The 25,522-nt window shown below is 52.2% G+C and carries 15 protein-coding genes; 11 read left to right on the top strand and 4 right to left on the bottom strand.

Going from position 1 to position 25,522, the window contains the following annotated elements; genetic code table 11:
* Positions 1-37: 37 nt before the first annotated feature.
* Positions 38-526, bottom strand: a complete 489-nt coding sequence (locus tag VCU37_RS07105) for a flavodoxin family protein (protein WP_336249939.1) — start codon at positions 524-526, stop codon at positions 38-40.
* Between the two features lie 140 nt (positions 527-666).
* On the opposite strand from VCU37_RS07105, the gene dnaE reads away from it, so the two are divergent.
* From dnaE to VCU37_RS07065, 8 genes are all read left to right on the top strand, one after another.
* Entirely contained in the window at positions 667-4,203 is a 3,537-nt protein-coding gene (gene dnaE, locus VCU37_RS07100; RefSeq protein ID WP_336249938.1) for a DNA polymerase III subunit alpha, read from the top strand.
* Positions 4,204-4,293: 90 nt separating this feature from the next.
* On the top strand, positions 4,294-4,881 hold the full coding sequence (locus VCU37_RS07095; protein ID WP_336249937.1) for a 2-oxoacid:acceptor oxidoreductase family protein: 588 nt from the start codon (positions 4,294-4,296) through the stop codon (positions 4,879-4,881).
* Entirely contained in the window at positions 4,865-6,145 is a 1,281-nt protein-coding gene (gene porA / locus VCU37_RS07090; protein ID WP_336249936.1) for a pyruvate ferredoxin oxidoreductase, read from the top strand. Before VCU37_RS07095 ends, porA begins: the two co-directional genes overlap by 17 nt.
* Before the next feature lie 9 nt (positions 6,146-6,154).
* Complete coding sequence (locus VCU37_RS07085; protein ID WP_336249935.1) at positions 6,155-7,318, top strand: thiamine pyrophosphate-dependent enzyme; 1,164 nt, start codon at positions 6,155-6,157, stop codon at positions 7,316-7,318.
* Positions 7,319-7,329: 11 nt separating this feature from the next.
* Positions 7,330-8,973, top strand: coding sequence for an NAD(P)-binding protein (locus VCU37_RS07080; RefSeq protein ID WP_336249934.1), 1,644 nt, complete (start codon positions 7,330-7,332; stop codon positions 8,971-8,973).
* Positions 8,974-9,174: 201 nt separating this feature from the next.
* A complete protein-coding gene (locus VCU37_RS07075; protein ID WP_336249933.1) occupies positions 9,175-9,840 on the top strand; it encodes a DUF6882 domain-containing protein in 666 nt (221 codons plus the stop codon).
* 45 nt (positions 9,841-9,885) lie between these two features.
* Complete coding sequence (leuS, locus tag VCU37_RS07070; RefSeq protein ID WP_336249932.1) at positions 9,886-12,477, top strand: leucine--tRNA ligase; 2,592 nt, start codon at positions 9,886-9,888, stop codon at positions 12,475-12,477.
* A 53-nt stretch (positions 12,478-12,530) separates the two neighbouring features.
* On the top strand, positions 12,531-14,471 hold the full coding sequence (locus VCU37_RS07065) for a M13 family metallopeptidase (RefSeq protein ID WP_336249931.1): 1,941 nt from the start codon (positions 12,531-12,533) through the stop codon (positions 14,469-14,471).
* An 88-nt stretch (positions 14,472-14,559) separates the two neighbouring features.
* Here VCU37_RS07065 and VCU37_RS07060 read toward each other — a convergent pair whose 3' ends face one another.
* Complete coding sequence (locus VCU37_RS07060; protein WP_336249930.1) at positions 14,560-15,252, bottom strand: lysophospholipid acyltransferase family protein; 693 nt, start codon at positions 15,250-15,252, stop codon at positions 14,560-14,562.
* Positions 15,253-15,388: 136 nt separating this feature from the next.
* Here VCU37_RS07060 and glgX point away from each other — a divergent pair, with 136 nt between their 5' ends.
* From glgX to ilvE, 3 genes are all read left to right on the top strand, one after another.
* Entirely contained in the window at positions 15,389-17,491 is a 2,103-nt protein-coding gene (gene glgX, locus VCU37_RS07055; RefSeq protein ID WP_336249929.1) for a glycogen debranching protein GlgX, read from the top strand.
* 5 nt (positions 17,492-17,496) lie between these two features.
* The gene (locus tag VCU37_RS07050; protein WP_336249928.1) at positions 17,497-18,393 is read left to right on the top strand and encodes a DUF368 domain-containing protein; all 897 of its coding nucleotides are present in this window, start codon (positions 17,497-17,499) and stop codon (positions 18,391-18,393) included.
* An 84-nt stretch (positions 18,394-18,477) separates the two neighbouring features.
* Positions 18,478-19,476, top strand: a complete 999-nt coding sequence (gene ilvE / locus VCU37_RS07045) for a branched-chain-amino-acid transaminase (protein ID WP_336249927.1) — start codon at positions 18,478-18,480, stop codon at positions 19,474-19,476.
* Positions 19,477-19,560: 84 nt separating this feature from the next.
* Here ilvE and glgB read toward each other — a convergent pair whose 3' ends face one another.
* Both glgB and VCU37_RS07035 read right to left on the bottom strand, forming a co-directional pair.
* The gene (gene glgB / locus VCU37_RS07040) at positions 19,561-23,457 is read right to left on the bottom strand and encodes a 1,4-alpha-glucan branching protein GlgB (protein ID WP_336249926.1); all 3,897 of its coding nucleotides are present in this window, start codon (positions 23,455-23,457) and stop codon (positions 19,561-19,563) included.
* On the bottom strand, positions 23,458-25,413 hold the full coding sequence (locus VCU37_RS07035; protein WP_336249925.1) for an alpha-1,4-glucan--maltose-1-phosphate maltosyltransferase: 1,956 nt from the start codon (positions 25,411-25,413) through the stop codon (positions 23,458-23,460). It lies immediately after the preceding gene.
* Positions 25,414-25,522: the final 109 nt, after the last annotated feature.

The following is a 25,522-nucleotide window of genomic DNA, read 5'->3' as shown; positions in this document are numbered from 1 at the left end:
ACAAGGCCGACTCCACCTATGCGATCAAGCGGTGAGGTTATTGGACGAGAGATGATGCCCAAGACTGTGCTTCCATAGTTTGGGTAGGTGCAAGTGGGCCAGCAGCAGAACGGACAATGAAGCTCTTGATTGCGATTTTATTCCCTCGTGCGTGTGCAGAGAGGACCTTTGCGATCTTCTTTGCTGCAGACCCATTTATCCAGCTTCGGCTGGTCACCGTGTCAAAGGCAGCAATAGCTGGAGTACCTGCGAAGGTAAGAGAAGTAAGCCATTCTCGAACCCCCTGCTCTTCCTCACTATGCTGCCCTTCAGAGGCTTTTAACCGGCTCTGCGGTGTTGACATACCTCGGTTATGGGTGGGAGCCCCAACGACGAGGACATCAATATCATCCGCGATCGTCAAGGGTGCATCACTAATCTCTTGAAGCGTTACAGCATGACCCAATTCAGTAAGGCTTGAAGAAATAACCTGGGCTATTTCGCGGGTATTACCAAAGAAAGATTCAACAACAATCAGGATATTCATCGCTTCCCCTATGGCTCTTGAGCATGGCCCATTGATAATGCCGTTGTTAGAAATAAGGGTAAGGGAGCAAGGTATGAAAGTCCAGATTGAACGCAACAATGCTAGCCTCGTGGCAGCTACGGTCGGGTAAGAGGAGTGCAATGGCTGCTGATTTTGTTCACCTCCATGTTCACAGTGAATACTCAATGCTTGATGGCGCAAGCCGGGTAGGTCAGCTTGTCAAGCATGTTGCTGACCAGGGGATGCCTGGGGTAGCCCTCACTGACCACGGCGTGATGTTCGGCATCGCTGAGTTCTTGGGTGCCGCGGGCAAGGTTGGAATTAATGGGATAGCAGGGTGTGAGCTTTATCTTGCACCTGAAAGCCGTTTTGACCGCACCACAACGGTGCCAGGGAAGACAGGGACCCCGTATTACCATCTGACGGCCCTCGCTGAGAATAACGTCGGCTATAAGAACTTGATGAAGTTATCCTCCCTGGCTTATAGCGAAGGGTATTGGCGTAAACCAAGGGTTGACCGCGAATTACTGGAACGCTATCGAGAAGGCATCATCATTTTGAGTGGGTGTCTGGGCGGTGAAGTGAACCAGATGCTGTTGAATAACAATGCGGCGGGCGCGAAAGCGTCTATGGCCTGGTACCGTGACGTGTTTGGCGACCGCTACTACGTAGAGCTTCAAGATCACGGCATACCAGAGCAAGACGAAACGAATCCACAGCTCATCGCGATGGCTAAGGATCTCCAGATTCCCCTTGTCGTTACGAACGATAGCCACTACACCTATCAGAGTGACTATGAAACGCATGACGGATTGTTGTGCATCCAAACCAACTCACTCAAGAGCGAGACGAATCGCTTTAAGTTTCATAACGATCAGTTCTATGTCAAGAGTGCTGAAGAGATGAAAGCACTATTCCCTGACTTACCGGAGACATGGAAGAATACGCTCGAAATCAATGAACGCTGTTCGGTGACTCTTGGCTATGGTGAACGGCACTTGCCAAAGTTTGAGTGTCCTGATGGGATGAGTGAGCGTGAGTTTCTTCGCCATAAAGTCACTATTGGTGCCCTTGAACGCTATGGCGATGAAACGGGCGCCACATCCTATGAACAGCTCAGGGAAGATGTACGCGAACGGCTCGAATTTGAGCTAGGGGTTATTGAGAATATGGGCTTTTCTGCCTACTTCTTGATTGTGAGTGACCTGATTGACTATGCCCGTAAGACCGGTATTCGGGTTGGGCCGGGTCGTGGGTCAGCGGCAGGGTGTGCCGTGTCCTATTGCACGGGTATCACGAACCTTGACCCGTTAGCTCACGGCTTGCTGTTTGAACGGTTCTTAAACCCGGAACGGGTGTCCATGCCAGATATTGATATGGACTTTGACGAACGTCGCCGTGGGGACATGATTACCTATACCGCCAATAAGTATGGGGCTGACCATGTCGCGCAGATCGTGACGTACCAGACGATTAAAGCGAAACAAGCCATTAAGGATGCGGCCCGGGTCCTCGGGTTGCCTTATGCCTTTGGGGACAAGCTCGTCAAGATGTTCCCAACTGGCGACATCAATATCGCGTTAAATGATGCGATTGAACAAAGTGGGGAACTCAAGGAAGAGGAAGCGAATAGTCCCGATGCACGTCGTGTACTCGGTCTCGCCCGCGGGTTAGAAGGTTTGCGTCGTCAGCATTCGATTCACGCCGCTGGTGTGGTGATTGCAGACGAACCGATCACCGATGTGGTCCCAACCCTGAAAGTCAAGGGTGAAGGCGAAACAGTCACCCAATATGACGGTGGCCAGATTGAAGCACTTGGCCTGCTCAAAATGGATTTCTTGGGCCTACGTAACCTGACGGTGATTAGCGATGCCGTTGCCCATATTGAGGCCACCACAGGGCAAGTCATCGATCTTGATGAGCTGGACCTCAAAGACCCCAAGACCTATGCGCTTTTAGCGCGTGGTGATACGGACGGCGTGTTTCAGTTGGAATCTGCCGGGTACAAGGCGCTGTGCCGGTCAATGAAACCTGACCGATTTGGCGATATCACCGCCCTGGGTGCGCTGTACCGCCCTGGTCCCATGAGCGCCGATCTGCACAATGAGTACGCCCGACGCAAAAACGGGCTGAGTCCGGTGACCTATGCCCATGATGATTTGAGTGAGATTCTGGGTGAAAGCTATGGCCTGTTGATCTATCAAGAACAGGTGCAGTTGATCGCCCAAAAGATTGCCGGGTTTTCCTTGGGTCAGGCTGACGGTATTCGTAAAGCCATCGGGAAAAAACTCCTCGACAAGATGGCTGAAATTAAGGATTCCTTCCTGGAAGGAACGGTTAATAATGGCTATGAGCTATCTCTCGGCGAACGACTTTGGAATGAAATTGAAGGCTTTGCAAAATACGCATTCAACAAATCCCACTCAGCAGCCTACGGAGTCGTAACCTATCAAACTGCCTGGTTGAAAGCTAATTATCCCGTTCAATACATGGCAGCATTATTGACAAGTGTTAAGAATAATAAAGATAAATTACCTGCTGCTTTATATTCCACGAAAACGATGGGTATAGAGGTACTGGTTCCTGATATAAATGAATCGTTAGTAAACTTTTCACCAGTCGGAGATGGATCAACGAAACAGATTCGTTTTGGATTGAGTGCAGTTCGAAATGTTGGTGAACATGTTTGCGAGCAAATTATTGAAGAACGTGAAGCTAACGGCCCATTTGTAGATATCTATGACTTTGTTTCTCGAGTTGATACCGGGGTATTAAATAAGCGCCTTGTTGAGAGTTTGGCTCGGGCTGGAGCATTCGAATCCTTAGGGCATCCCCGCAAAGGTTTGGCGATGGTCATTGACCAGATTGTGGACGAGGCTTTGGCGACACGAAAGCGCGAGGATCAGGGGGAGTACAGCCTGTTTGACCTATTCGATGAAACGGCTGAAACGGCTGAAGATACACACGCCAATCGTGTGGATATTCCTCAGGTTGAATACGACCGAAATGACAAACTCGTGGCGGAAAAAGAGATGCTTGGGCTCTTTGTGTCCGATCATCCGCTCAAGGGGTACGAGCGGGTGTTAGAACCGCTTTCTACCGCGCCTATTCCCCAACTCATCGATGACGCCAGTCATCGGCGAGAACATGGGTCGAATGATCAAGCTAATGGACGAAATCGCTTTCAAGGAACGGAAGTGACGATTGCCGGATTATTGAGCGGAGTCACGAAGCGATTCACAAAGAAGGGTGACTCCTATGTGGTGGCCCAGATTGAGGACTTTGCCGGGCGCTTAGATATCACGTTCTTCCCGCAGGCCTACAATCGCTATGCCGACTTACTACACGATGACGCCATTGTGGTCATTAATGGGCGATTAAAAGATGAGGATCCACCACAAGTCATCGTAGATACGGTCACATCACCCGATTTAAGTGCGGTTGGGGCGGCACCGCTCACTATCCGATTACATCCTGGGCAGTGTGTACCTGAACTGCTTAATCGATTAAAAGAAATTTTAGAGTCATCGGCTGGTGCAACAAAAGTCTCTGTGATTATTGATGACCAAAAAGGAAGGGTAAGTAACCTTTATTTACCTGTTCAGTTACATATTGATCGAAGTACGGCCCTTGTGAGTGAACTTAAGGCCCTCTTGGGCCGTGAGGCAGTGGCCTAAGGTCCTCATTAATGGACTAGTCAACCGTTAAGGCAGTAAAAAACTGATTTAGAATGGTCTGTTTTGCCATTCACCTCGTACCTTGCATTTATGACAGAGGTACGTATCCACGGAAGAGGTGGGCAAGGGGTCGTAACTGCGGCTGACCTCTTGGCCTACGCCGCATTTAAAGATGGGCACCACGCCCAGGCGTTTCCCAGCTTTGGGTCTGAACGCATGGGTGCTCCGGTTGTGTCGTATTGCCGCATTGAAGAAACGGCCATCCGATCACGCGAACCTGTGATGGAGCCCGACATCATCATCGTTCAAGATCCAACACTATTGGCAATCATGAACCCGTTTTCGGGGTTGAGGCCGGGTGGCTATGCACTTGTCAATAGCGCTAAGCGTCTTCGTACCCTCGGACTCAGTGACCTTGTAGACGCCTTCCCCCCAGGACATATCCGGTCGATGCCAGCCACTGATATGGCAAAGGAATACGTCGGTCGTCCTGTTCCTAACGCAGTGTTGTTAGGCGGGATGGCTGCACTCACTAACTTGGTCCGACTGGAAAGCGTAAGTGCTGCTATCAGAGACAAGTTCCCGGGCAAGGTAGGCGAGGCGAACGTGAAGGCGGCTACCGCCGCATACGAACTTGTATTAAGCCAAAAGGAGCCGGCCAGTGTTGGAACAAATTGAAGGTAGTCAAGCAATTGCAAAAGGGGTAGCAGCCTGTCGACCTGAGGTGATCGCTGCCTACCCGATTAGTCCCCAAACCCACATCGTTGAAGCATTGAGCGCCATGGTGAAATCAGGCGACATGACCGGGTGTGAATACATCAATGTTGAATCTGAATTTGGGGCGATGAGTGCTTCTATTGGGGCAAGCGCCATGGGTGCACGCTCCTATACTGCTACGGCAAGCCAAGGATTATTATTCATGGTTGAAGCGGTGTATAACGCAGCCGGGCTTGGGCTACCGATCGTGATGACGGTAGCAAACCGCGCGTTAGGGGCTCCAATTAATATTTGGAATGACCATACTGATTCAATGAGTCAGCGTGACTCCGGGTGGTTACAGCTCTATGCCGAGGACAACCAAGAAGCGGTAGACCTGCATATTCAGGCGTTCCGTATCGCTGAGGAATTGTCCATTCCGATCATGGTTTGTATGGATGGGTTTATTTTGACCCATGCCGTAGAGCAGGTTGACATTCCCACAAAAGAAGAAGTTGACAACTTCTTACCTCCGTATGAGCCACGCCAAGTTCTCGACCCCGAGAATCCTGTATCTATCGGCGCCATGGTAGGGCCGGAGGCATTTACTGAGGTTCGCTATCTTGCCCACCATAAGCAGTTGAAAGCCCTTGAGCTCATTGAACAAACTAAAGAAGAGTTCAAATCGATCTTTGGACGTGAGTCTGGTGGCCTCATTCGCGAATACATGACTGAAGATGCCGACACGATTGTGGTTGCGCTTGGGTCAGTATTGGGAACAATCAAAGATGTTGTTGACCAGCGTCGTGCCAACGGCGAAAAGATCGGTGTGTTGGGCATCGTGAGCTTCCGCCCGTTCCCACAACGGCGAGTCCGTGAGGCGTTGGCCCATGCCAAGACCGTGATTGTGTTAGAGAAGGCGTTCAGTGTGGGTATTGGTGGCATCGTTTCATCCCATGTTCGCTCAGCGGTTCGCGGCATCGGTATGGACGTTTACGAACTGATAGCCGGGTTGGGGGGACGCAATATCACCAAGACGAGTTTGAATACCTACTTTGATGCCGTGGCAGCCCATGAAGCTGATGAACAAACCTTCTTGGACCTTGATCATGAGTTGATTGATCGTGAATTGGCACGAGAAGATCAAATGCGACGCTCAGGTCCTGTGGCAGAAAACTTGTTACGTCACGTCAATGAGCGCACCGAAATTGCTGTGGCCGCCGAATTAGCTAGCCACAGTGAATAGGAGGAACAGATGTCTTCACTACCCATTGCCAATGCAGTAGAAACACCGATTCCTGCGCGCAGCGAAGTTCGTTTTTACCAGGTTGGATCATTCGCCGTTGGTAATCGCCTTGCGAATGAAGAACACCGCAGTGTGCAGTCAGACCCCAACCGATATAACTCGTTAACGTCAGGGCACCGTGCATGCCAAGGTTGCGGTGAGGCGCTCGGGGCTCGCTATGCCCTAGATACCGCGATGGCGGCAACCGGTGGGAATACGGTTGCCATCAATGCCACTGGCTGCCTAGAAGTATTCTCAACCCCTTATCCTGAATCAGCGTGGACCTTGCCTTGGTTACACAGCCTGTTTGGTAATGCGCCAGCCGTTGCTAGTGGAGTTGCCGCAGCACTCAAAGCGAAGGGCCGGACAGATATTCGCGTGGTCGCCCAAGGTGGTGATGGTGGCACCGTTGACATCGGCATGGGCTGCTTGTCTGGCATGTTCGAACGTAATGACGATGTGCTCTACATCTGCTATGACAACGAGGCCTATATGAATACGGGTGTGCAGCGCTCGGGGGCAACACCACCAACGGCGCGGACGGCAACCACCCAGCCAGTAGGTGCACGTCCTGGCAATAACTTTGGCCAGGGTAAAGATATGGCTCGTATTGCGATGGCCCATGAGATTCCCTACGTCGCCACCGCCACCGTTGCTGACCTACGTGACTTGGAATACAAAGTTGAAAAGGCCATGAAGATTCGTGGCGCCCGCTATATCCACGTGTTGGTGACGTGCCCACTTGGGTGGGGATCTGCGGCTAAAGATACGATCAAAATTGCTCGTCTGGCCACACAGACCGGTATTTTCCCCGTGTACGAAGCAGAAGCCGGTGAAGTGACCTCAGTGGCCAAGATTCGCCGCCCCATTCCTGTCATGGAATATTTGAAGACTCAGCGCCGGTTTGCCCACGTGGTAAAGCAAGGCCCCGACGGAGAAGATGCCCGTCGTATTCAAGAAATGGCTGCACGCAATATGCGTCGCTACGGACTCGTTGACCCTGAGCTGTTGGACGACGACCTGCGTGACCTCTTTATGAATGCCAAGGCCGACCCTGAAGGGCGCTTTAGCGCCGCTTTTGCCGAAATGGTCCGTGACAGTGTTGGCGCCGTCAACACGCCGGCAGCGAATTAACGGAGACCGCGATGAGTACTGATCAAATTCAACCAAATGCACAGAACCCGTTTGCGATCACCCTGCAAGTCGGGTCATCACTGGCAAACGAAACCGGATCATGGCGTACCGAACGCCCCGTTTACGTTGATCTTCTTCCACCCTGTAATAAAGCCTGCCCAGCCGGTGAGAATATCCAAGAATGGTTATTCCATGCTGAAGAAGGTGATTATGAGGGCGCTTGGCGCCAAATCATGAAAGATAACCCGTTACCTGCCTGTATGGGACGGGTGTGTTATCACCCATGTCAAACTGCATGTAACCGGGTGCAAGTGGATGAAGCGGTCGGGATTAACGCCATTGAACGTTTCCTAGGCGACAAAGCCATTGAAGAAGGCTGGACTGTTGAAGGCCCCAAAACTGAAACAGGCCAAAAGGTACTAATTGTTGGTGCTGGTCCTTCCGGACTGAGCGCGGCGTATCACCTGCGCTTATTTGGTCACGATGTCACCGTGCGAGACGCCGGTCCAATGGCGGGTGGGATGATGCGGTTCGGTATTCCGGCTTATCGTCTACCTCGACATATCCTCGACGCCGAGATCAAACGCATCGAGAACCTTGGCGTCAAGTTCGAGTTTGATTCCAAGGTCACGAATATCAAGGAAGTCAAAAAGGACTTTGATGCCGTATTCTTGGCCGTTGGTGCCCATATTGGTCGCAACGCCCACATTCCTGCCGCAGGGGCGGCCAAGGTGATGGACGCGGTGAACGTGCTGCATGATATGGAAGCCGGAGAGAAACCGCTCCTGGGCCGACGCGTTGCCATCTATGGTGGCGGTAATACGGCCATTGATGCCGCGCGTACGGCGAAGCGTTTGGGTGCTGAAGAAGCCGTGATTATTTATCGTCGTACCCGCGACCGTATGCCGGCCCACGATTTTGAAGTGGCTGAGGCCGAAGAAGAAGGCATCATGATGCGCTGGCTCTCAACGATTAAGAACGTTGAGGATGAGAAGCTCGTGATCGAAAAAATGGAGTTAGATGAAACGGGCTTCCCCCAGCCAACGGGTGAGTACGAAACCCTTGAGGCTGATTCAGTGGTCCTGGCCCTCGGTCAAGACTCTGACTTGAGCCTGATTGAAAATGAACCAGAAATCATCATTAATAAGGGTGTCGTTGAGGTTAACGATGCCATGATGACGGGGATGGACGGGGTGTTTGCTGGTGGCGATATGGTACCGAGTGAACGTACGGTGACCGTAGCCATTGGGCACGGGAAGAAAGCGGCACGCTATATCAACGGTTGGTTAGTCGGTGACCCCTATCCAGGGGCACCCAAGCCCGGTGATGCCAGCTTGGACCGGATGACAACGTGGTACTACGCCGATGCGCCTCAGCAGGTACGCAAGAAGCTTGAAGCGGCACGTCGTTCATCCACCTTTGATGAGGTTGTCATCGGTCTAGACGAAGAAAGCGCCTTATTTGAGGCTCGCCGCTGCATGAGCTGTGGTAACTGCTTCGGCTGTGATAACTGCTTTGGGGTGTGCCCCGACAATGCCATCACCAAGTTGAAGCCTGGTTCATATGAGTTCAAGTATGACTACTGCAAGGGCTGTGGCATCTGCGCCGCAGAATGCCCGTGTGGCGCGATTTCAATGGTTCCAGAAGACATCTAAATGGCGTAGCTAATACGTCAACCACGGAGCCCGATACGGCTCGTGATGAGGGTGAGCCGATTGGCTCACCCTCATCTTGGTGCAAGGCTGGGTATGCCCACGGTCATGACGGTCCTATGGCTCCTCTTGCTCAGGTGATGACAGCGTGGTGCACGTATCACTAAGTTGGAGGTCTGTGTTGGCACCCGTAAAGGATTGTTCATGAGCCGTGTACTCGATTTGGCTGGTACCCACCTCCCTGCAACCTTGGCGAGGGGAGAACGTTTTGTTCGTCTGGTGGGAGATACCCCAGGGATACTCGACCTTGATGACGGGCGTATCCAATTTGGAGACAAGCAGTGGCCCATACAGATCGTTGGGACCACCGATACCGAGGCACATGCTTGGGTTTGGGCGTGGGCTGACGGCCAGCCCTTCCCTGAGGAACTCACAATTACCGCCAGAGCCTTGCGTGATATGGGGAAACGAGAACTACTCCCAGAGTTTGGCGAAGCTATTTGGCATCTCGACGATATTCAACCTTATGTGGTGGCTGCGATTGCCCGTGGCTGGGGGCTAGCTGACGTGCTCTACCGTGTTCCTATCGACCACCGTGCAATCTATGTATTAATGAGTGATGTCACCCTCCCTGCACCCAAAGCCCATGAGTTAGCGAACGCACTGACCACCGCAATTGCTATGGTGCCTATTGACCATCGTCGCGCCACCGTTGACCTCATGGCTGATGCACGTATCCCTACGACGGGTGTTGATGAGGTTGTGCTGGCAACAGTGCCACCATCTGGGCCAGATGGAAAACCAGAAAGTGTCACGATTACCTTTACGCCCCAAGGAAAAATCGCAGATGTTGGGGTCGTCATCGTCTGATCCGTACCTGACGATTACTGTAGTGCCAACCGAAGGAGAACCACGATGAGCGACGCCCCTGCACACCGCTATTTACCGAACACAATTGAACCTAAATGGCAAGCCCGTTGGGAACGAGAAAACGTGTTTGCCGCCCATAATGATAGTGACAAACCCAAGTATTACGCCTTGTGTATGTTCCCTTATCCATCGGGTACTGGGCTTCATGTTGGCCACCCAGAGAGTTACACGGCCATCGATATTGTGAGTCGGTATAAGCGGATGCAAGGGTTTAACGTGCTTAATCCCTTTGGGTTTGATGCCTTTGGCTTACCTGCCGAGCGTGCGGCTCAGCGCGAAGGCCGTCACCCTGAGGGCATTACTCGTGAACGGATGGAGTATTTCCGTACACAGGTGAAGTCACTTGGGTTCAGTTTTGACTGGAACCGTGAAGTAGTTACCTGTGACGTGGACTATTACCACTGGACGCAATGGCTTTTTACGTTGTTCTTTGAACGTGGATTAGCGTACCTAGCTGAGGTACCCGTGTGGTGGTGCGAGGCGCAAGGCACCGTATTGGCCAATGAGGAAGTTGTTGATAATCGGTACGTTGAAACCGGTGACCCTGTGGAACGTCGCTATATGCGCCAGTGGATGTTGCGGATTACCGACTATGCCGAGAGTTTGCTGGAAGGGCTTGATGACCCATCCCTAGATTGGCCAGAAGGGCTTAAAGACATGCAGCGTGCATGGATTGGAAAATCCACTGGCGCGCAGCTTTCCTTTGTGATTGATGGACACGACGATTTGACCTTTGACGTGTTTACCACACGGCCAGACACCCTTGGGGCGGCAACCTATTGTGTGTTGGCGCCAGAGCACGAACTCGTTGCTGCGATTACGACTGATGACCAGCGTGAGGTCGTGACTACCTACGTTGACGCTGCTGCGGCTAAAAGTGAGCGTGATCGTCAGGTAGGGGAGAAGGATAAAACTGGAGTCTTTACAGGGGCCTATGCCATCAATCCGTTGAATGGGCGCAAGGTACCCGTATGGGTTGCGGACTATGTGTTGGCCGGGTACGGCACGGGTGCAATTATGGCTGTACCTGGTCATGATGAGCGCGACCATGACTTTGCTACAGTGCACGGGCTGCCTATTGAAAGTGCGTACACCTTGCCAGAGGGGTTTGATATTGGTGCTGGGGTATTCCTCGCAACGGAGACCCAAACCACGGTCAATAGTGGCCAATTTGATGGTCTTGGCCAAGAAGAAGCGAAGCAGGCGATTACCGATTACCTCGTGGCTGAAGGTATCGGTGAAGCACAGACCAATTACCGGCTTCGGGATTGGCTCTTTAGTCGCCAACGGTATTGGGGTGAACCATTCCCCATTTTGCATGGGCCAAATGGGGAAATTGTGACTGTGCCTGATGATGCCCTTCCGGTTGAATTGCCCCATGTTGATGAATACCGTCCAACTGATGCTGGTGAACCACCTCTTGCGCGTGCTACTGAATGGGTGAACGTCACTATTGACGGTAAAACCTGGAAACGTGAAACGAATACGATGCCCCAGTGGGCTGGTAGCTGCTGGTACTGGTTGCGGTACATGGACCCACACAATGATAAGGCTGCTTGGAGTAACGAAGCGACGGAGTATTGGCAGGCAGTGGACCTCTATATCGGTGGGGTAGAACATGCTGTTTTGCACTTGCTGTATGCGCGATTCTGGAACCATGTCTTCCATGATTTAGGGCTAGTGTCTGTCCGTGAACCCTTTACTCGGCTATTTAACCAAGGGATGATTCTGGCGAACGCCTACCGTGAACGCAATGGCAAATATCATCACCCTAATGATGTGGTGAATCTCCAAGATGAACCCTTTGAGATGGTGAGTCCTTGGACGCAACAACCCGTGGTAACGACGTGGTATGCAACGGATGAGCACGGCAAGCGGGTGCCGGTTGAAGAGAAGTCCGGAAAGATGGGGAAAAGCCTTAATAATGCCGTTGACCCTATGGACATCGTGGCCAGCCACGGCGCCGATGCACTGCGGATCTATGAAATGTTCATGGGCCCGCTCGACCAGGTGAAGGTGTGGTCTACGTCTGGTTGTGACGGGGTGCTGCGCTTTTTACAGCGGGTGTGGCGTCTGTTTATCAACGATGAAACCGGTGAAGTGCGGCCCTTCGCGTCACAAACCAAACCGGCAGCACGTAAAGCCCTCCATGTCGCGGTCAAAGAAGCCGGGGCGGGTATCGAAGAACTTCGCTTTAATACGCCCATTGCCAAGATGATGGAGTTTGTGAATGTCTGTGGTCCAGACACTCCATCACGTGATGATGCTGAGATCTTTGTGCGTATCTTGAGTCCTTGGGCGCCACACGTGGCAGAGGAGTTGTGGGAACGGTTTGGCCACACAGAGAGCCTCACGTTTGAGCCTTGGCCAGCGGTTGACGAGTCCGCCCTCATCGATGATGAGATCACGATTGTGATCCAAATTAAGGGCAAGAAGAAGACGGTAATTCAAGTACCAGTTGATGCAGATGATGACACGATACTCCAAGCTGCCCGCGATGCGGCTGACCTTTCTCCCGACAATGTCATCAAGGAAATCCTTGTGCCGGGTCGGCTTGTCAACTTTGTGACCAAGTAAATCCAATTAATACCAATGAAATCCACGCTTGTTTACTGGTAAAGGAAACCTCGATGTTTAGTGCCAAAATCCGTCCCCAAGATGACCTCTGGGGTTCAGTCAATAATGATTGGCTCGCTGACAACCCCATTCCTGAAGACAAAGCATCCTGGGGGTCCTTTGAGCAGCTCAGGGAACTCAGTGAAGAGCATGTCAAGACCATTATTGAAACAAGTGCTGCAAATGCGGTGAATGACCATGAAGATGCCTTGATAGCCCACTTGTACGACGCGTTCATGGATGAAGATCGTATTGAAAGCCTTGGGCTTGAACCTTTTCATGAACGGTTGGCCGCTATTGAGGCCATTGATTCACTTGAGGAGTTTATTACCGCGTCCGGTCAGCAGTACCGGCAAGGGACCGGCAGTGTATTTGGCTTTTATGTGTGGTTAGATGCGGACAACCCTGACCGGTATGTGCCGCATATGGGACAAAGCGGTATCGGGCTTCCCGATAAGGCCTACTACCTTGAGGCAGAACATGGCCCGATATTGGAAGCGTATCGCTCCCATCTGATCAATATGCATCAGCTCGTAAGGCTTGACGGGGAGGCAAGCCCGTGGGCAGACCGCATCATCACCCTTGAAACCAAGATTGCTCGTGCCCATTGGGATCGTGCAAAGTGCCGCGATGCCATTGCGACACATAATCCACGCAGCGTTGATCAGCTTCGAGACGATTGGCCGCAGATAGACCTATTCCTTGACGCCATCGGTTTACCAGAACAGGCTCGTGAGCGCATTCTGGTCAGCCAACCTGATGTGGTGCCCGCGATGGCTGCCGTGTTGACATCAGAGCCGTTAGCGGACTGGAAAGCCTGGATGAGTTGGCGGTCCATTCGCGCGATCGCAAGTCTTGGTCCACAGGCAATCGTGGATGAAGATTTTGCCTTTAGTGGTCGCATTATGAACGGGACTGAGGTTATTCGCCCTCGCTATAAGCGCGCAATTGGACTGGTTGAAAGCTATCTCGGTGAACCCATTGGTAAACGCTATGTCGCCAAGCACTACCCTGAGCGCGCCAAAGTACAGATGGATGAGCTCATCACCCATCTCCTTGATGCCTATCGTGAGTCCATAACCAACCTTGACTGGATGCAAGCCTCAACGCGGACCAAAGCGTTGACCAAACTCGATAAGTTCACCCCAAAAGTCGGGTCACCGATTACCTGGCGTGACTATAGTGAACTCCGTCTTGATGGCCTGAACCTTATTGATAGTGTGCTGGCCTGTCGTGGATTTGAGTACGCCTATGAGTTGGACCGATTGAATCGGCCACGCGATAAGAACGAATGGCTCATGACTCCGCAAACGGTCAATGCGTATTACTCCCCACTCCAAAACGAAATTGTGTTTCCGGCAGCCATTTTGCAGCCACCCTTCTTCGACCCAGACGGCGACCCTGCCTATAACTATGGTGGCATCGGAGCCGTGATAGGCCATGAAATTGGGCATGGATTTGATGACCAAGGCAGTCGCTATGACGGTGATGGGGTACTTCAGAATTGGTGGACTGACGCTGACCGCGAAGCATTTGAAGACCGTACGGCTTCATTGATTGCCCAGTTCCAGGGGCTTATCCCGCGAGCACTGGCTGAAGAATCCGAGTCGCTCACGGGTGTGAACGGTGAATTGACCTTGGGTGAGAATATCGGAGATCTCGGTGGGGTAGGTATCGCATTACAGGCCTGGCGCGCCTATGTACGTGACCATGGTGCTGATGACACGATTGATGGATTGACCGCCGACCAGCGGTTCTTTGTCGGATGGGCCCGTTCCTGGCGTTCGCAATCTCGTAATGAGCGTGCCCGTCAACTCTTGGCCGTTGATCCCCACTCACCAGCAGAGTTTCGAGCCAATATCGTAAAGAACGTCGATGCGTTCCATGAGGCATTTGAAACAACCCCTGATGATGCCATGTGGCTTGAACCTAGTGAACGTGTTCAAATCTGGTAGGGGAGACTAACCCTATTGAGAGCCAATGCGGCTCCGATGTGGCTGACCGGGAGTACCGGTCAGCCACCGGTGTCATAGCGAACGTGGCCTAGGCCGCTTTCCATGCCGCAAGTTCGGTTTCTGCTCGAACAATTGCACTGGTCATCGCTTCACGTAGTCGCTGCGTATTGGCCCGAGCCGCCAGGTTCGGGTCTGTGTGAAAGAACGTCTGGTCAATGTAGAACACCACTTTTTCTCGACGGAAGAAGCGTGGCCATTTCCCTACCGGCCATGCCTTTTCGGTTCCGGCGAGGCCAACAATCATGATCGGTACGTCACTCTGGGCAGCCAGACGTGCTGCACCCGTATGTAAACGGCCCATCTCCGTAGGGTTCTCACGATTATGCGATAGGCGAGAACCCTCAGGCATAATCACAACGGAGTACCCGCCGCGCAACGCCTGCTCAGCATCGCCAAGCACCCCGCCGCGTCGATCATCGTCACGATACACGGGAATAGCCCCGGCTTCTTTTAAGAGCCAACCAAACACGGGTATTTCCGTGTATTCGTACGCAACGAGGAAGCGGATAGGAATGTTGTATTTCACCGCAGCGATTGCACCGGTTGCAAAATCAATGAATGAACGGTGATTGCCTACCATTACGGCTCGTCCATCAAACCCTGGGGGTGGGCCATTCACAATGCGCAGGTTCATGGCCGAAGAAAAGACGATGCGCATCAGGGCGACAAGCACGTGCATGAACACCGTATTGCGTCGAGGGGGGTTGGGAGTTGTTGGCATTTCATTACGTTACCCATTGAACAGTAAGAAGTACACCACTACCTGCCGAACCTATACACAATGTGCTGAACATCACCTATGGGTCTACGCGCATTCAGTACCCTTTAGGGGATTACCGGTAGAGAGGATGTTGTGTATGAATCCAGTCCAAGGCGGATTGGGCCCACTAAAACCAAACGACCCCGGCCTGACACAACCATTTGGTGTGCATTGGGATGGACGGGGATCTTCTGTTCGGGTGTATTCAACCGTGGCTAAGGGCATTGACCTGTGCCTATTTGATGACGGTGGGGTTGAGCATCAAGTGCCGCTCGAAAATATGAATGGTGGGAATTGGGGTGCGTGGATAGCCGGATTGGACCCTGGCACCCACTACGGTTTTCGTGTTGATGGGCCGTGGGACCCAGACCAGGGGCATCGGTGCAACCCGAAGAAACTCCTTATGGACCCCTGGGGACGTGCCTTTGACGGATGGTTGAAGTGGGATGAATCCACCCAAGACCACACGGGCAATGTGCGCGAACGCAATGACCTCAACAATGCCAATGTGATGCCGAGGTCTGTCGTTATCGACCCGGTGTATCGATGGCGGTTTCCTGGACGCCCCAATCATCGTCTGCGTGACAGTGTCATTTATGAGCTCCATGTAAAAGGGTTTACCGCCACCCATCCTGACGTGCCAAAGCCCCTGCGTGGCACCTATGCCGGATTAGCCCATCCGGCGGTTATTGATCACTTCAAACGGCTTGGTGTTACTGCGATTGAGTTATTACCGGTCCATCAGTATTACGATGATGGGTTCTTAGTCCGCAAGGGTTTAACCCAGTACTGGGGATACAACAGCGTCGGGTTTTTTGCGCCGCACTCGGCGTATTCTTCACTCGGGACCCGTGGTGAACAAGTCACCGACTTCAAATATATGGTTGACACCTTGCACGCCAACGGAATCGAAGTGATTTTGGATGTGGTGTATAACCACACCGGTGAAGCCGATATGGCCGGTCCGGTTATTAATTTCAAAGGGTTTGACAACCGTGCATGGTATTGGCTTGGCGGGGACCGAACGCACTACGTTGATTTTTCTGGCTGCGGGAATACCCCAGATATGCGCCAGCCGCAGATGGTGTCATTCATTATGGATAGCCTCCGCTATTGGGTTACTGAAATGGGTGTAGATGGGTTCCGTTTTGATTTGGCATCAACAATGGCCCGAGGCGATTCCGGCGTACAGATGCACGGCCCGGTACTGAGCGCCATTCACCAAGATCCGGTACTTCAACAGGTCAAATTGATTGCGGAACCGTGGGATCTCGGCGGTGATGGATACCGCCTTGGTGACTTCCCACACCCTTGGAGTGAATGGAATGGGGGATTCCGTGACCAGATTCGCTCGTTCTGGCTCCTTGACCAACCTGGGCAAATATCCAATGTCGTTAATCGGGTGGCAGGATCCCAGGACACCTTTGCGCACAATATGCGTACCTGTGAATCAAGCATCAATTTCGTCACTGCCCATGACGGTTTCACCCTCAATGACCTTGTTAGCTACGAAGAACGTCACAATCACGCCAATTTTGATGATAACTCAAGCGGTGATGTGCATAACCATTCCAGTAACCATGGGGTTGAAGGTCCTACCGACGACCCGGCCATCAATGCGATACGCGCACGCCAACAACGCAACCTGCTCGCCACCTTGATGCTGAGTATCGGAGTGCCAATGCTGCTTGGCGGTGACGATATCGGTAATACCCAATACGGCAATAACAATCCCTACTGTGTGGATGCCCCACTGAGTTGGATTGATTGGGAACATGCTGATAGTGCGCTATTCGCCTTTACATCAAACCTTGTCCACCTCCGCCGCAATAACCCGGTGTTACGGCGTCACGCGTGGCTACAACCCGAAGATGTGCGGTGGTTGCGACCAGACGGCAAGCCGATGGAATCAGCTGATTGGCACAACGATGCCTTACGTACCTTCACGATGCACCTCCTAGGTGATCGTATAGACCCAGCACTGAGTTTGAACGGTGTTGATCAGCCTAAGGACCTGGTTGCCATCTTCAATGCAGATACTGGTCATCAGGCCGTCACTGTTCCAGGAGATACCAACATGGTGTGGGAAGTCGTTGTTGATACTGCTGAATCACTGCCCAACACGGTGACCGGTGGGTCGGTACTCATGTTGGAAGGACGCAGTGTTGCTGCCCTCAGCCCGAATGACCGCATACAGTAACGGCCATGGCTAAACACTCAGGCACGTCGTATCGAGATACTTCCCCAACAACTCCGATCATTCACATTCTTCAGGGTCTCCTGATGGGTGCTGCCGATGCCGTACCCGGCGTCTCTGGTGGCACGATGGCCTTGATTTGTGGAATCTACGACCGGCTCGTTGGTTCTATTGCCATTGGAGTTGACGCCATTTTGTTACTCTTCCAAGGCAAGTGGCGGCAATCCCTGAAGCGACTGGGACATATTCGGTGGTTCTTCTTGTTGCCACTAGTACTGGGGATAGGGCTCTCCGTGGTCACTGCGAGCCACATTTTGCCCGACCTTATTGCTACCTACCCGACGGTCACAAGTGCGCTCTTTTTTGGGTTGGTAGCAGCAAGCTTGCAAGCACCCTACCGAGAAATTGGTCGGTCGCTCCAGCCCCGCGATTGGGTAGTGATGATTGCGTTTGCGTTGTTTGCCTTTTGGCTAGTGGGGCTGAATGAAGCCGGAACGGTCACCGACCCCGGCTACCTCCGCATTTTTCTCAGCGCAGCCATTGCAATCACCGCAATGATTCTTCCAGGTATCAGCGGAGCCTATCTGCTCGTTGTCCTGGGAATGTATACCCCCACACTGACTGCACTTAAAAGTCTCAACCTGCCTTATGTCGTTACCTTTGCACTCGGAGCGGCTATTGGCCTGGGCGGATTTTCGAAGATACTTACTTGGCTCCTCACCCATCATCGTGCCACGACAATGAGTGCTTTACTCGGACTGATGGTTGGGTCACTTCGAACCCTCTGGCCATTCACGGCTGGCATGAGCATTGCCCAAGGCAGCATTGTCGTTGCCTGGATCGGCTTGGGTATGGTTATGGTTACTGCCATCATGCACATCGCCCTGCGCACATCCGCGTCCTAAGCCCTTCCCTACACCTCTCACCGGCAGTTTCAGTTGTAGTTTATGAACTAGACTGTTGCACCCCGCTATCTTGAAGGAGCCTCCATGGCCGGATCATTCGGTACCACCTTTGCCCCCCTCATGGCCGTCAGCCAATCAGATGCCAACGGGGTCTATGAGCCGGTAACGATGCAACCATTTGGACCGATCTCACTTTCTCCTGCTGCCCATGTCTTGCACTATGGCAGTGCATGTTTTGAAGGGTTAAAGGCCCATCGTGGGGAGGATGGTGTTGTTCGTCTATTTCGTTTAGATGCCCACGTAAACCGCCTGGTCCAAACGGCGTCACTCATGCATCTACCCCATCCTCCGGCTGCGTTCATGACCGATGCGATCTATTCCACGGTGCAGGCCAATTTGGATGCGATCCCAGCCCAGCCAGATAGTGCCTATGTCCGCCCGATGATTATTGGGACCGAACCCAATATCGGAGCAGCTGGTCATCCCAGCACAAGCGCTTCTTTTATGGTCCTCGTGAGTCCTGTCGGGCAGTATTTTTCGGCCGATAAAGCCCTGCGTATTGCCGTTGAAACAGAACTGTTGCGTACCACACCAATGTTTGGGCGGGCGAAGGCAGGTGCAAACTATGCCCTTGCCCTGCCACCAACCATGGCTGCTGAAGCGGCCTATGAAGCTGACCAGGTACTCTTTGCCCCAGGTGGGGATATTCAAGAAACCGGAGCCAGCAACGTGATGGTCTTTACTGAAAACACACTGATCACACCGCCGCTATCTGATGCATTCTTACACGGGGTGACCAGGGACTCCATCATTCAACTTGCTCGTGACAATGGTATGACGATTGAAGAACGCCATATCAGTGTGGATGAACTGGTTTCCCTTGCCCCAACCGGTGAAGTGGCATTGACCGGTACGGCAGCGATCATGGCGCCGGTAGGCACCTTAATTGTCGATGGTCAAGAAGTACCCATTCGTGATGGTAAGCCGGGTGATACTACGACGGCACTTCGAGCACAACTCCGGGCAATACAACAAGGTACTGCACCTGATACCCATGGATGGTTAACCCCAGTCACCAGGTAGGAGCAGATCACACCACCGGTTTGAGGAAAGGGGTATGGCGATGTACCGCCATACCCCATCGTGTGATTCTAATCTGATGACCAGCTAGGACTTATCCAAATCTGGGGTGAAGTAAAGAACACCCAAGGGGGGAATCGTCATCCGTGTAGAGGCAGGCTGTCCATTAAATCCCTCTAGACCGGCATGTACACACCCTTGGTTTCCTACTCCCGACCCGCCATAAATATCTGCATCGGTGTTAAGAATCTCACGCCATGCCCCTCGTTGGGGGAGTGGTATAGGGAAGTCATATCGTGGAACCGGAGCAAAGTTAGCAACCACCACCACTGGAGGATGCTCGTCAACGCTGTTACGAACGAAAGCCAGAATATTGTCATCGGCATCATCTCCAATGAGCCAGGTGAACCCTTCTGGAACGGTATCTAGTTCATACATTGCGTGATATTGAGCTTGTACCGTATTTAAATCTGTGACGAGTTTATGAATACCGATATGCGGTTCTGCGGCGAGGCATCCCCAGTCGAGTTCACGCTCACTTGACCATTCACGCCATTGGCCAAATTCAGAACCCATAAAGAGCAACTGCTTACCCGGATGGCCCCACATCCAAGCATAGAGCGCACGAAGATTGGCAAATTTCTGCCAGTCATCACCAGGCATTTTTGCAAGCAACGCCTCCTTGCCATGGACAACTTCGTCATGGGAAAGGGGGAGCACAAAATTCTCACTCCAGGCGTACACCAATCCGAAGGTCAAATCGTCATGATGCCATTTCCGGTGCACCGTTTCGTGCTGAATATATTCCAAGGTGTCATGCATCCACCCCATATTCCACTTGAATCCAAACCCCAGCCCACCTTGGTCCGTCGGACGACTAACTCCGTCCCATGACGTTGACTCTTCAGCAATCATAAGCGCATATGGGTTGCGCTTATAGACCGTGGCATTGACCTCTTGCAAGAATCGAACAGCCGCAAGGTTCTCTCGCCCACCGTATTCGTTGGGAACCCATTCCCCTTCTTCACGGCTGTAATCCAAATACAGCATTGAGGCAACGGCATCAACCCGAAGCCCATCTACGCCCATTTCTTCAATCCAAAATAAGGCACTTGCAACCAGGAAGTTACGCACTTCATTGCGGCCATAGTTATACACAAGCGTGCCCCAGTCAGGATGCTCGCCTTGGCGTGGGTCGGCATGCTCAAACAGGTGGGTGCCATCAAACTGGGCAAGCGCCCACTCATCTTTAGGGAAGTGCGCTGGTACCCAGTCAACGATGACCCCAATGCCGGCATCATGGAAAGCTTTCACGAGTTTCCGGAAATCATCAGGAGAACCGTACCGACTGGTTGGCGCGAACTGACCGGTTACTTGATATCCCCACGATGGCGCATAGGGGTGCTCTGCGACCGGGAGAAACTCAACATGTGTAAAGCCCAATTCTTTAACATAGGGCACGAGCTCATCAGCTAACTCAGCATACGTAAGCGGCCGGTTTTCATGCCAGCGCCAAGAACCAAGATGAACCTCGTAGATACTCAACTGCTCAGCATGCGGCCGTTCTTCGGGCGTCCAATTTGGTGATGCGGTATCTATACCCGATGAGGTAAAGACACGACTTGCCTGACCCGGTGGAATCTCCGCATACTTCGCAAATGGATCAGCACGAGTGACAAGACGCTGATCCGCCGTCACAAGCTCAAACTTATAGAGGGACCCATCGGGCACATCTGGGATGAATAGCTCCCAGATTCCGCTTTCACCCAAACTCCGCATGGGATGAAGCCGTCCATCCCAAGAGTTGAACTCTCCGATCACCCGAACTGCATGAGCATTGGGTGCCCAAACCGCAAACGCAATCCCACTGATACCGTGCAAGGTCCGCCGGTTCGCACCCAACATTGTCCAGGCTTCTTCATGCCGACCTTCACCCCAAAGATACCGATCGAGTTCACCGATGGTTGGCTCAAATGCATAGGGATCAACAAGGGTGAATACGTCGTCTCCATAATGCACCTGCCAGCGTGCCTGACCAGGGTTGGGTTGGTCATCAAAGAAAGGCGATTCAAAGAGTCCGGGGTGGCGTTCCGTGGCTGCTACCGGAGCGGCATCAGGGGTAACGTGATAGAACACGTCTGTGGCATCTGGACGCCAGATTCGATGAACCCAACCATCAGCGGTGCGATGGACACCCAAGACATCGTGGGGAGCTACACACCGGCCGTCTGCCAATTGTGGTGCCATCTCCAAGAGCACGTCATGTGATGGACGAGGTTCTGGTTCGCTACCAGAAGACATATCGGTCATTGTGTCCTCCTCATCGTCACTAGGTAGGTCGATCGTATCTGATGACACCGGTGAAATGGGAGCTGAGTCGGTATCAGATTGTGAAGGGTCGTTCACCTGCACCTCTACCTGCACGTCAGTCGACATGGTTTGTGGGGTATCGTCAGTTGGCGCATCTTCTTCGGCAGGGTCAGACTCGCTATCGGGGTCTGTATCCTCATCCGGTTCATGTGTCTGTACATCTGAAGGAGCCGTCATACCCACCGGTTTGGTATCGGTAGATGCACCATTGATGGGTGTTGGTGTATCAATGACGATGGCGTAGTGGTCACCCTGGGAAGATTTTGGTTTCGCCTTAGTAACTACGGTTGGAATAATGGGCGCAGGTGGGGTATCGGCTCGAATAATGTCCGTGGGATCATCATCGAAGCCGCTGAGGGGAACTGCTGCCCATTCAGGGCGATGCGATAACTCATAGCGTACTTCATAGAGATGGCGTTCAAGTTCATGCACATAGAGCCATTGACGATCAGCGGTCGTTAGCCCGTATCCAGACAGCAACTGCTTGCGTGAGGCTTGTGCCCACTCATGGGCGAAACGTGGATCCATCCCTTCTCGAATAGCCGTTGCTTCCGCATAGGCGATTGAACGGGTAAGGCCGGCTAAATCATGCATCCGACCTTTGGGTTCATGCCGTTCACTATGGCTACGACCAGGTTCACCGGCAAAGTCAATAATCCACCAGTCACCATCAGATTCGATAAGAGTCTGTCCGAGATGAAGATCACCATGAACTCGCTGCACCGGTTCTGGGTGGCGTGGGAGGTGGCCAAGCACGTAGTTCAGGTGGTTCATTAACCCGCCGGTGGCATCAAAACCTGCTTCAGCCATAGCCTGAATAGTTTCCTGGCTATTGGTATTCAGCCGCTCTTCCCAGTCATGTGCGTTCAAATGAGGCGCATCAACGGGCAATCGATCATGGAGATGTTTATGAATGGTTTTTAAATGCTGGCCGAGGGTGTACATCCAGGAGGGGGAGAGGAGCACATCCTTACCCCGCATCGTATCCATGGCGGCTTCCCAGCCATTTATGGCGTCATGGACGAGGGCATGGATGGTGATGATGCCTTCAAGCCGTGGACCAACCATTACACCCAGTAGGGGTACAACACCAGGAGTTTTAGCCAAGGTCAATTCACGACCAAGCTCAAATTCTGGGTCTGGTCCGTCCTCAAACGTACGATTCAGTTTGACCGCAACTTGCCCATCCACTTCAAAGGTTGAGTTACTTTGTTCACCACCGATAACACGGGCTTCTTTCAGTGGTAGCTCAGTCAGCGTGTTCATTGATCCCGAGCGCAACCCATCTGGAAGAGATCGATGGTCAAGGACCGCACGCACGAGTACCAAAATGGCTCCAGGACGGGTGCTCACCTCGGCAACAGGGATGTGATCAACCTCACCAATCCGGTCTGGATCATCCGCTGAACACCGTGTTACGAGTAACGTGATGGTGCCAATACTTTTGTCTTGCCCATGAAGATCGACGGTTATCAGCCATGTGGGGTGTTCCTCTGGGCTGCTGACTTGCCAAATATTGGTCGGGATAATGTGTTCGATCGTGCGATCTTTTGCCCCGAACCAGCGCTGGTTGGCAAGCCATTCACCAGCTCCATCGAAAACCATTGATGCCATTTAGTCCACCTTCTGAGACAAATCGAAGAGATGCATTGGTGCGCCGTTCCATGGATTGAGCGACACCGGGTTGTGGGCTCCATGCCAAAACCATGTATTTCCAGATACTAGGTCTCTTACTTTATAGGAGGCTTGCTCAGGAAGGCCGAGGCGTTGCAAATCGAGATGGACCCACGTGTTAATTGGTTCGTTTGCGCCCATATGAATGACGGCTAGCAGTGGGTCGCCACCGTTAGGGTCATGTTTTGAAAATACGAGTACATCATCGTGGTCGGCGCCGTGGAACCACACATTCGTTAGGTGTTGGAAATGCGGATAGGTATGCCGCCAGCCATTGACCAGTTTGATCCAAGGGGCAATAGAGTGAGCTTTGTTAAAGTCACGAGGTTTGAACTGGTATTTTTCGCTGTCTTTATATTCTTCACTCCCCAATGCAACTGCAGTGTGTTCGAGGAGTTCATATCCGGAGTACATACCGGCATTTGGGCTTAACAATGCGGCTAATGCCCAACGAATCTCAAACATTGCCCGCGATCCGCTCTGCAACTGGTCGGTCAGAATATCTGGTGTATTTGGCCAGAAGTTTGGACGTAAGAAGTCAGCGGTTTCTGTCACCAGTTCAACAACATAATCAATCATTTCTTGCTTATGGCGGCGCCAAGCAAAATAGGTGTAGCTCTGCGTAAATCCGAGTTTGGCTAATTGATGCATCATCACTGGGCGGGTAAAGGCCTCAGCCAAGAAAATAACATCTGGATTCGTTTGGTGGACCTTATCAATTAACCACTCCCAAAAGTTCAATGCTTTTGTGTGGGGGTTATCAACACGGAAGATGGCGATATCGTGCCCAATCCAAAACATCACCACCTCATAGAGGGCATTCCAAAGCCCCTCTTGGTCTGGGGTGCTGAAATCTATGGGATAAATATCTTGGTATTTCTTTGGGGGATTTTCTGCATAGGCGATAGAACCATCACTCTTGATACGGAACCATTCAGGATGTTCCTTCACCCAAGGATGGTCAGGGGAACATTGAATGGCAAAGTCCAATGCGACTTCCATGCCGAGGTCCTTCACCGCTTGGACAAAATGGTCAAAATCATCCAATGTGCCCAGTGCTGGATGGACAGCCATATGCCCACCTTCGTCAGACCCAATCGCCCAGGGCACCCCAGGGTCGTTTGGTCCGGCAATCAGCGAGTTATTGGGACCTTTTCGGTTCGTTATCCCAATGGGATGGATGGGTGGTAGATACACCACGTCAAAGCCCATTTCAGCAATACGTGGCAATGCGGATTCGGCTTGGGCGAAGGTGCCGGACGTAAATCCGTCAGACCCGATGGAACGGGGGAAAAACTCGTACCAGGTGCTAAATGCAGCCCGTTTGCGATCAATCCAAAGGGGAAGTGCACCGGAGAAAGAGGCATCTGGCATCCATGGATGCGCCCTAATAAGTGCATCTATCCGTGGGTCTTCAGCGGCCTTGATCCGGTCAGCGTAGGGATAAGTAGGGTCAGTTAATGCGGTAGCTAGGGCATGCAATTGTGCTTGCGCACTAGGGTCATCTTCAGCGAGGGCAATGTGTTCATTAAGTATCTGGGCACCATCAGCAAAATCGACATCAAGATCGGGAACAAATGCATCAACTTTTTTGCGCATACCGTCGCACCAAGACCGCCAATGATCTGTCCATGCGACGATTTCAAATTCCCAAGCCCCCAGCGAATCAGGTGTAATGGTGGCGGTAAAACGATCAAATGTTTGGGCACTAAGTGGAGTAATTCTCCAATCATGTTCGTTGATTGCCCGGAATCGTACGGAGGCAGCAACAAGATCATGACCTTCTCGGAAACAAACTGCAGACACGGGTATTTGACGATTATTTACGCCTTTAGCCGCGTAACGACCCCCATCAATTTGAGGCTGGACTTGAGTGATTTGGATACGATTTTGCACAGCAACAGAATTAGTAGAAAACCACAAATTATGCAAAGTCATAGGTCTAATTCCCTAAATACGTCAAACTAGTTCTCAGTGCTCGTCAACTGCCCCTAATCAGAGGAGA

It is taken from the genome of Stomatohabitans albus (assembly GCF_036336025.1).
GTDB classification, from domain to species: domain Bacteria; phylum Actinomycetota; class Nitriliruptoria; order Euzebyales; family Euzebyaceae; genus Stomatohabitans; species Stomatohabitans albus.
This window is presented reverse-complemented; position numbering and strand designations above follow the sequence as displayed.

Bases quoted from the DNA above. Each gene is read 5' to 3' on its own strand.
- VCU37_RS07050 (WP_336249928.1), top strand. From the start codon at position 17,497: ATGGCTAAACACTCAGGCACGTCGTATCGAGATACTTCCCCAACAACT.
- VCU37_RS07085 (WP_336249935.1), top strand. From the start codon at position 6,155: ATGTCTTCACTACCCATTGCCAATGCAGTAGAAACACCGATTCCTGCG.
- glgB (WP_336249926.1), bottom strand. From the start codon at position 23,457: ATGGCATCAATGGTTTTCGATGGAGCTGGTGAATGGCTTGCCAACCAG.
- VCU37_RS07075 (WP_336249933.1), top strand. From the start codon at position 9,175: ATGAGCCGTGTACTCGATTTGGCTGGTACCCACCTCCCTGCAACCTTG.
- VCU37_RS07060 (WP_336249930.1), bottom strand. From the start codon at position 15,252: ATGCCAACAACTCCCAACCCCCCTCGACGCAATACGGTGTTCATGCAC.
- VCU37_RS07065 (WP_336249931.1), top strand. From the start codon at position 12,531: ATGTTTAGTGCCAAAATCCGTCCCCAAGATGACCTCTGGGGTTCAGTC.
- dnaE (WP_336249938.1), top strand. From the start codon at position 667: ATGGCTGCTGATTTTGTTCACCTCCATGTTCACAGTGAATACTCAATG.
- VCU37_RS07105 (WP_336249939.1), bottom strand. From the start codon at position 526: ATGAATATCCTGATTGTTGTTGAATCTTTCTTTGGTAATACCCGCGAA.
- leuS (WP_336249932.1), top strand. From the start codon at position 9,886: ATGAGCGACGCCCCTGCACACCGCTATTTACCGAACACAATTGAACCT.
- VCU37_RS07095 (WP_336249937.1), top strand. From the start codon at position 4,294: ATGACAGAGGTACGTATCCACGGAAGAGGTGGGCAAGGGGTCGTAACT.
- VCU37_RS07080 (WP_336249934.1), top strand. From the start codon at position 7,330: ATGAGTACTGATCAAATTCAACCAAATGCACAGAACCCGTTTGCGATC.
- glgX (WP_336249929.1), top strand. From the start codon at position 15,389: ATGAATCCAGTCCAAGGCGGATTGGGCCCACTAAAACCAAACGACCCC.
- ilvE (WP_336249927.1), top strand. From the start codon at position 18,478: ATGGCCGGATCATTCGGTACCACCTTTGCCCCCCTCATGGCCGTCAGC.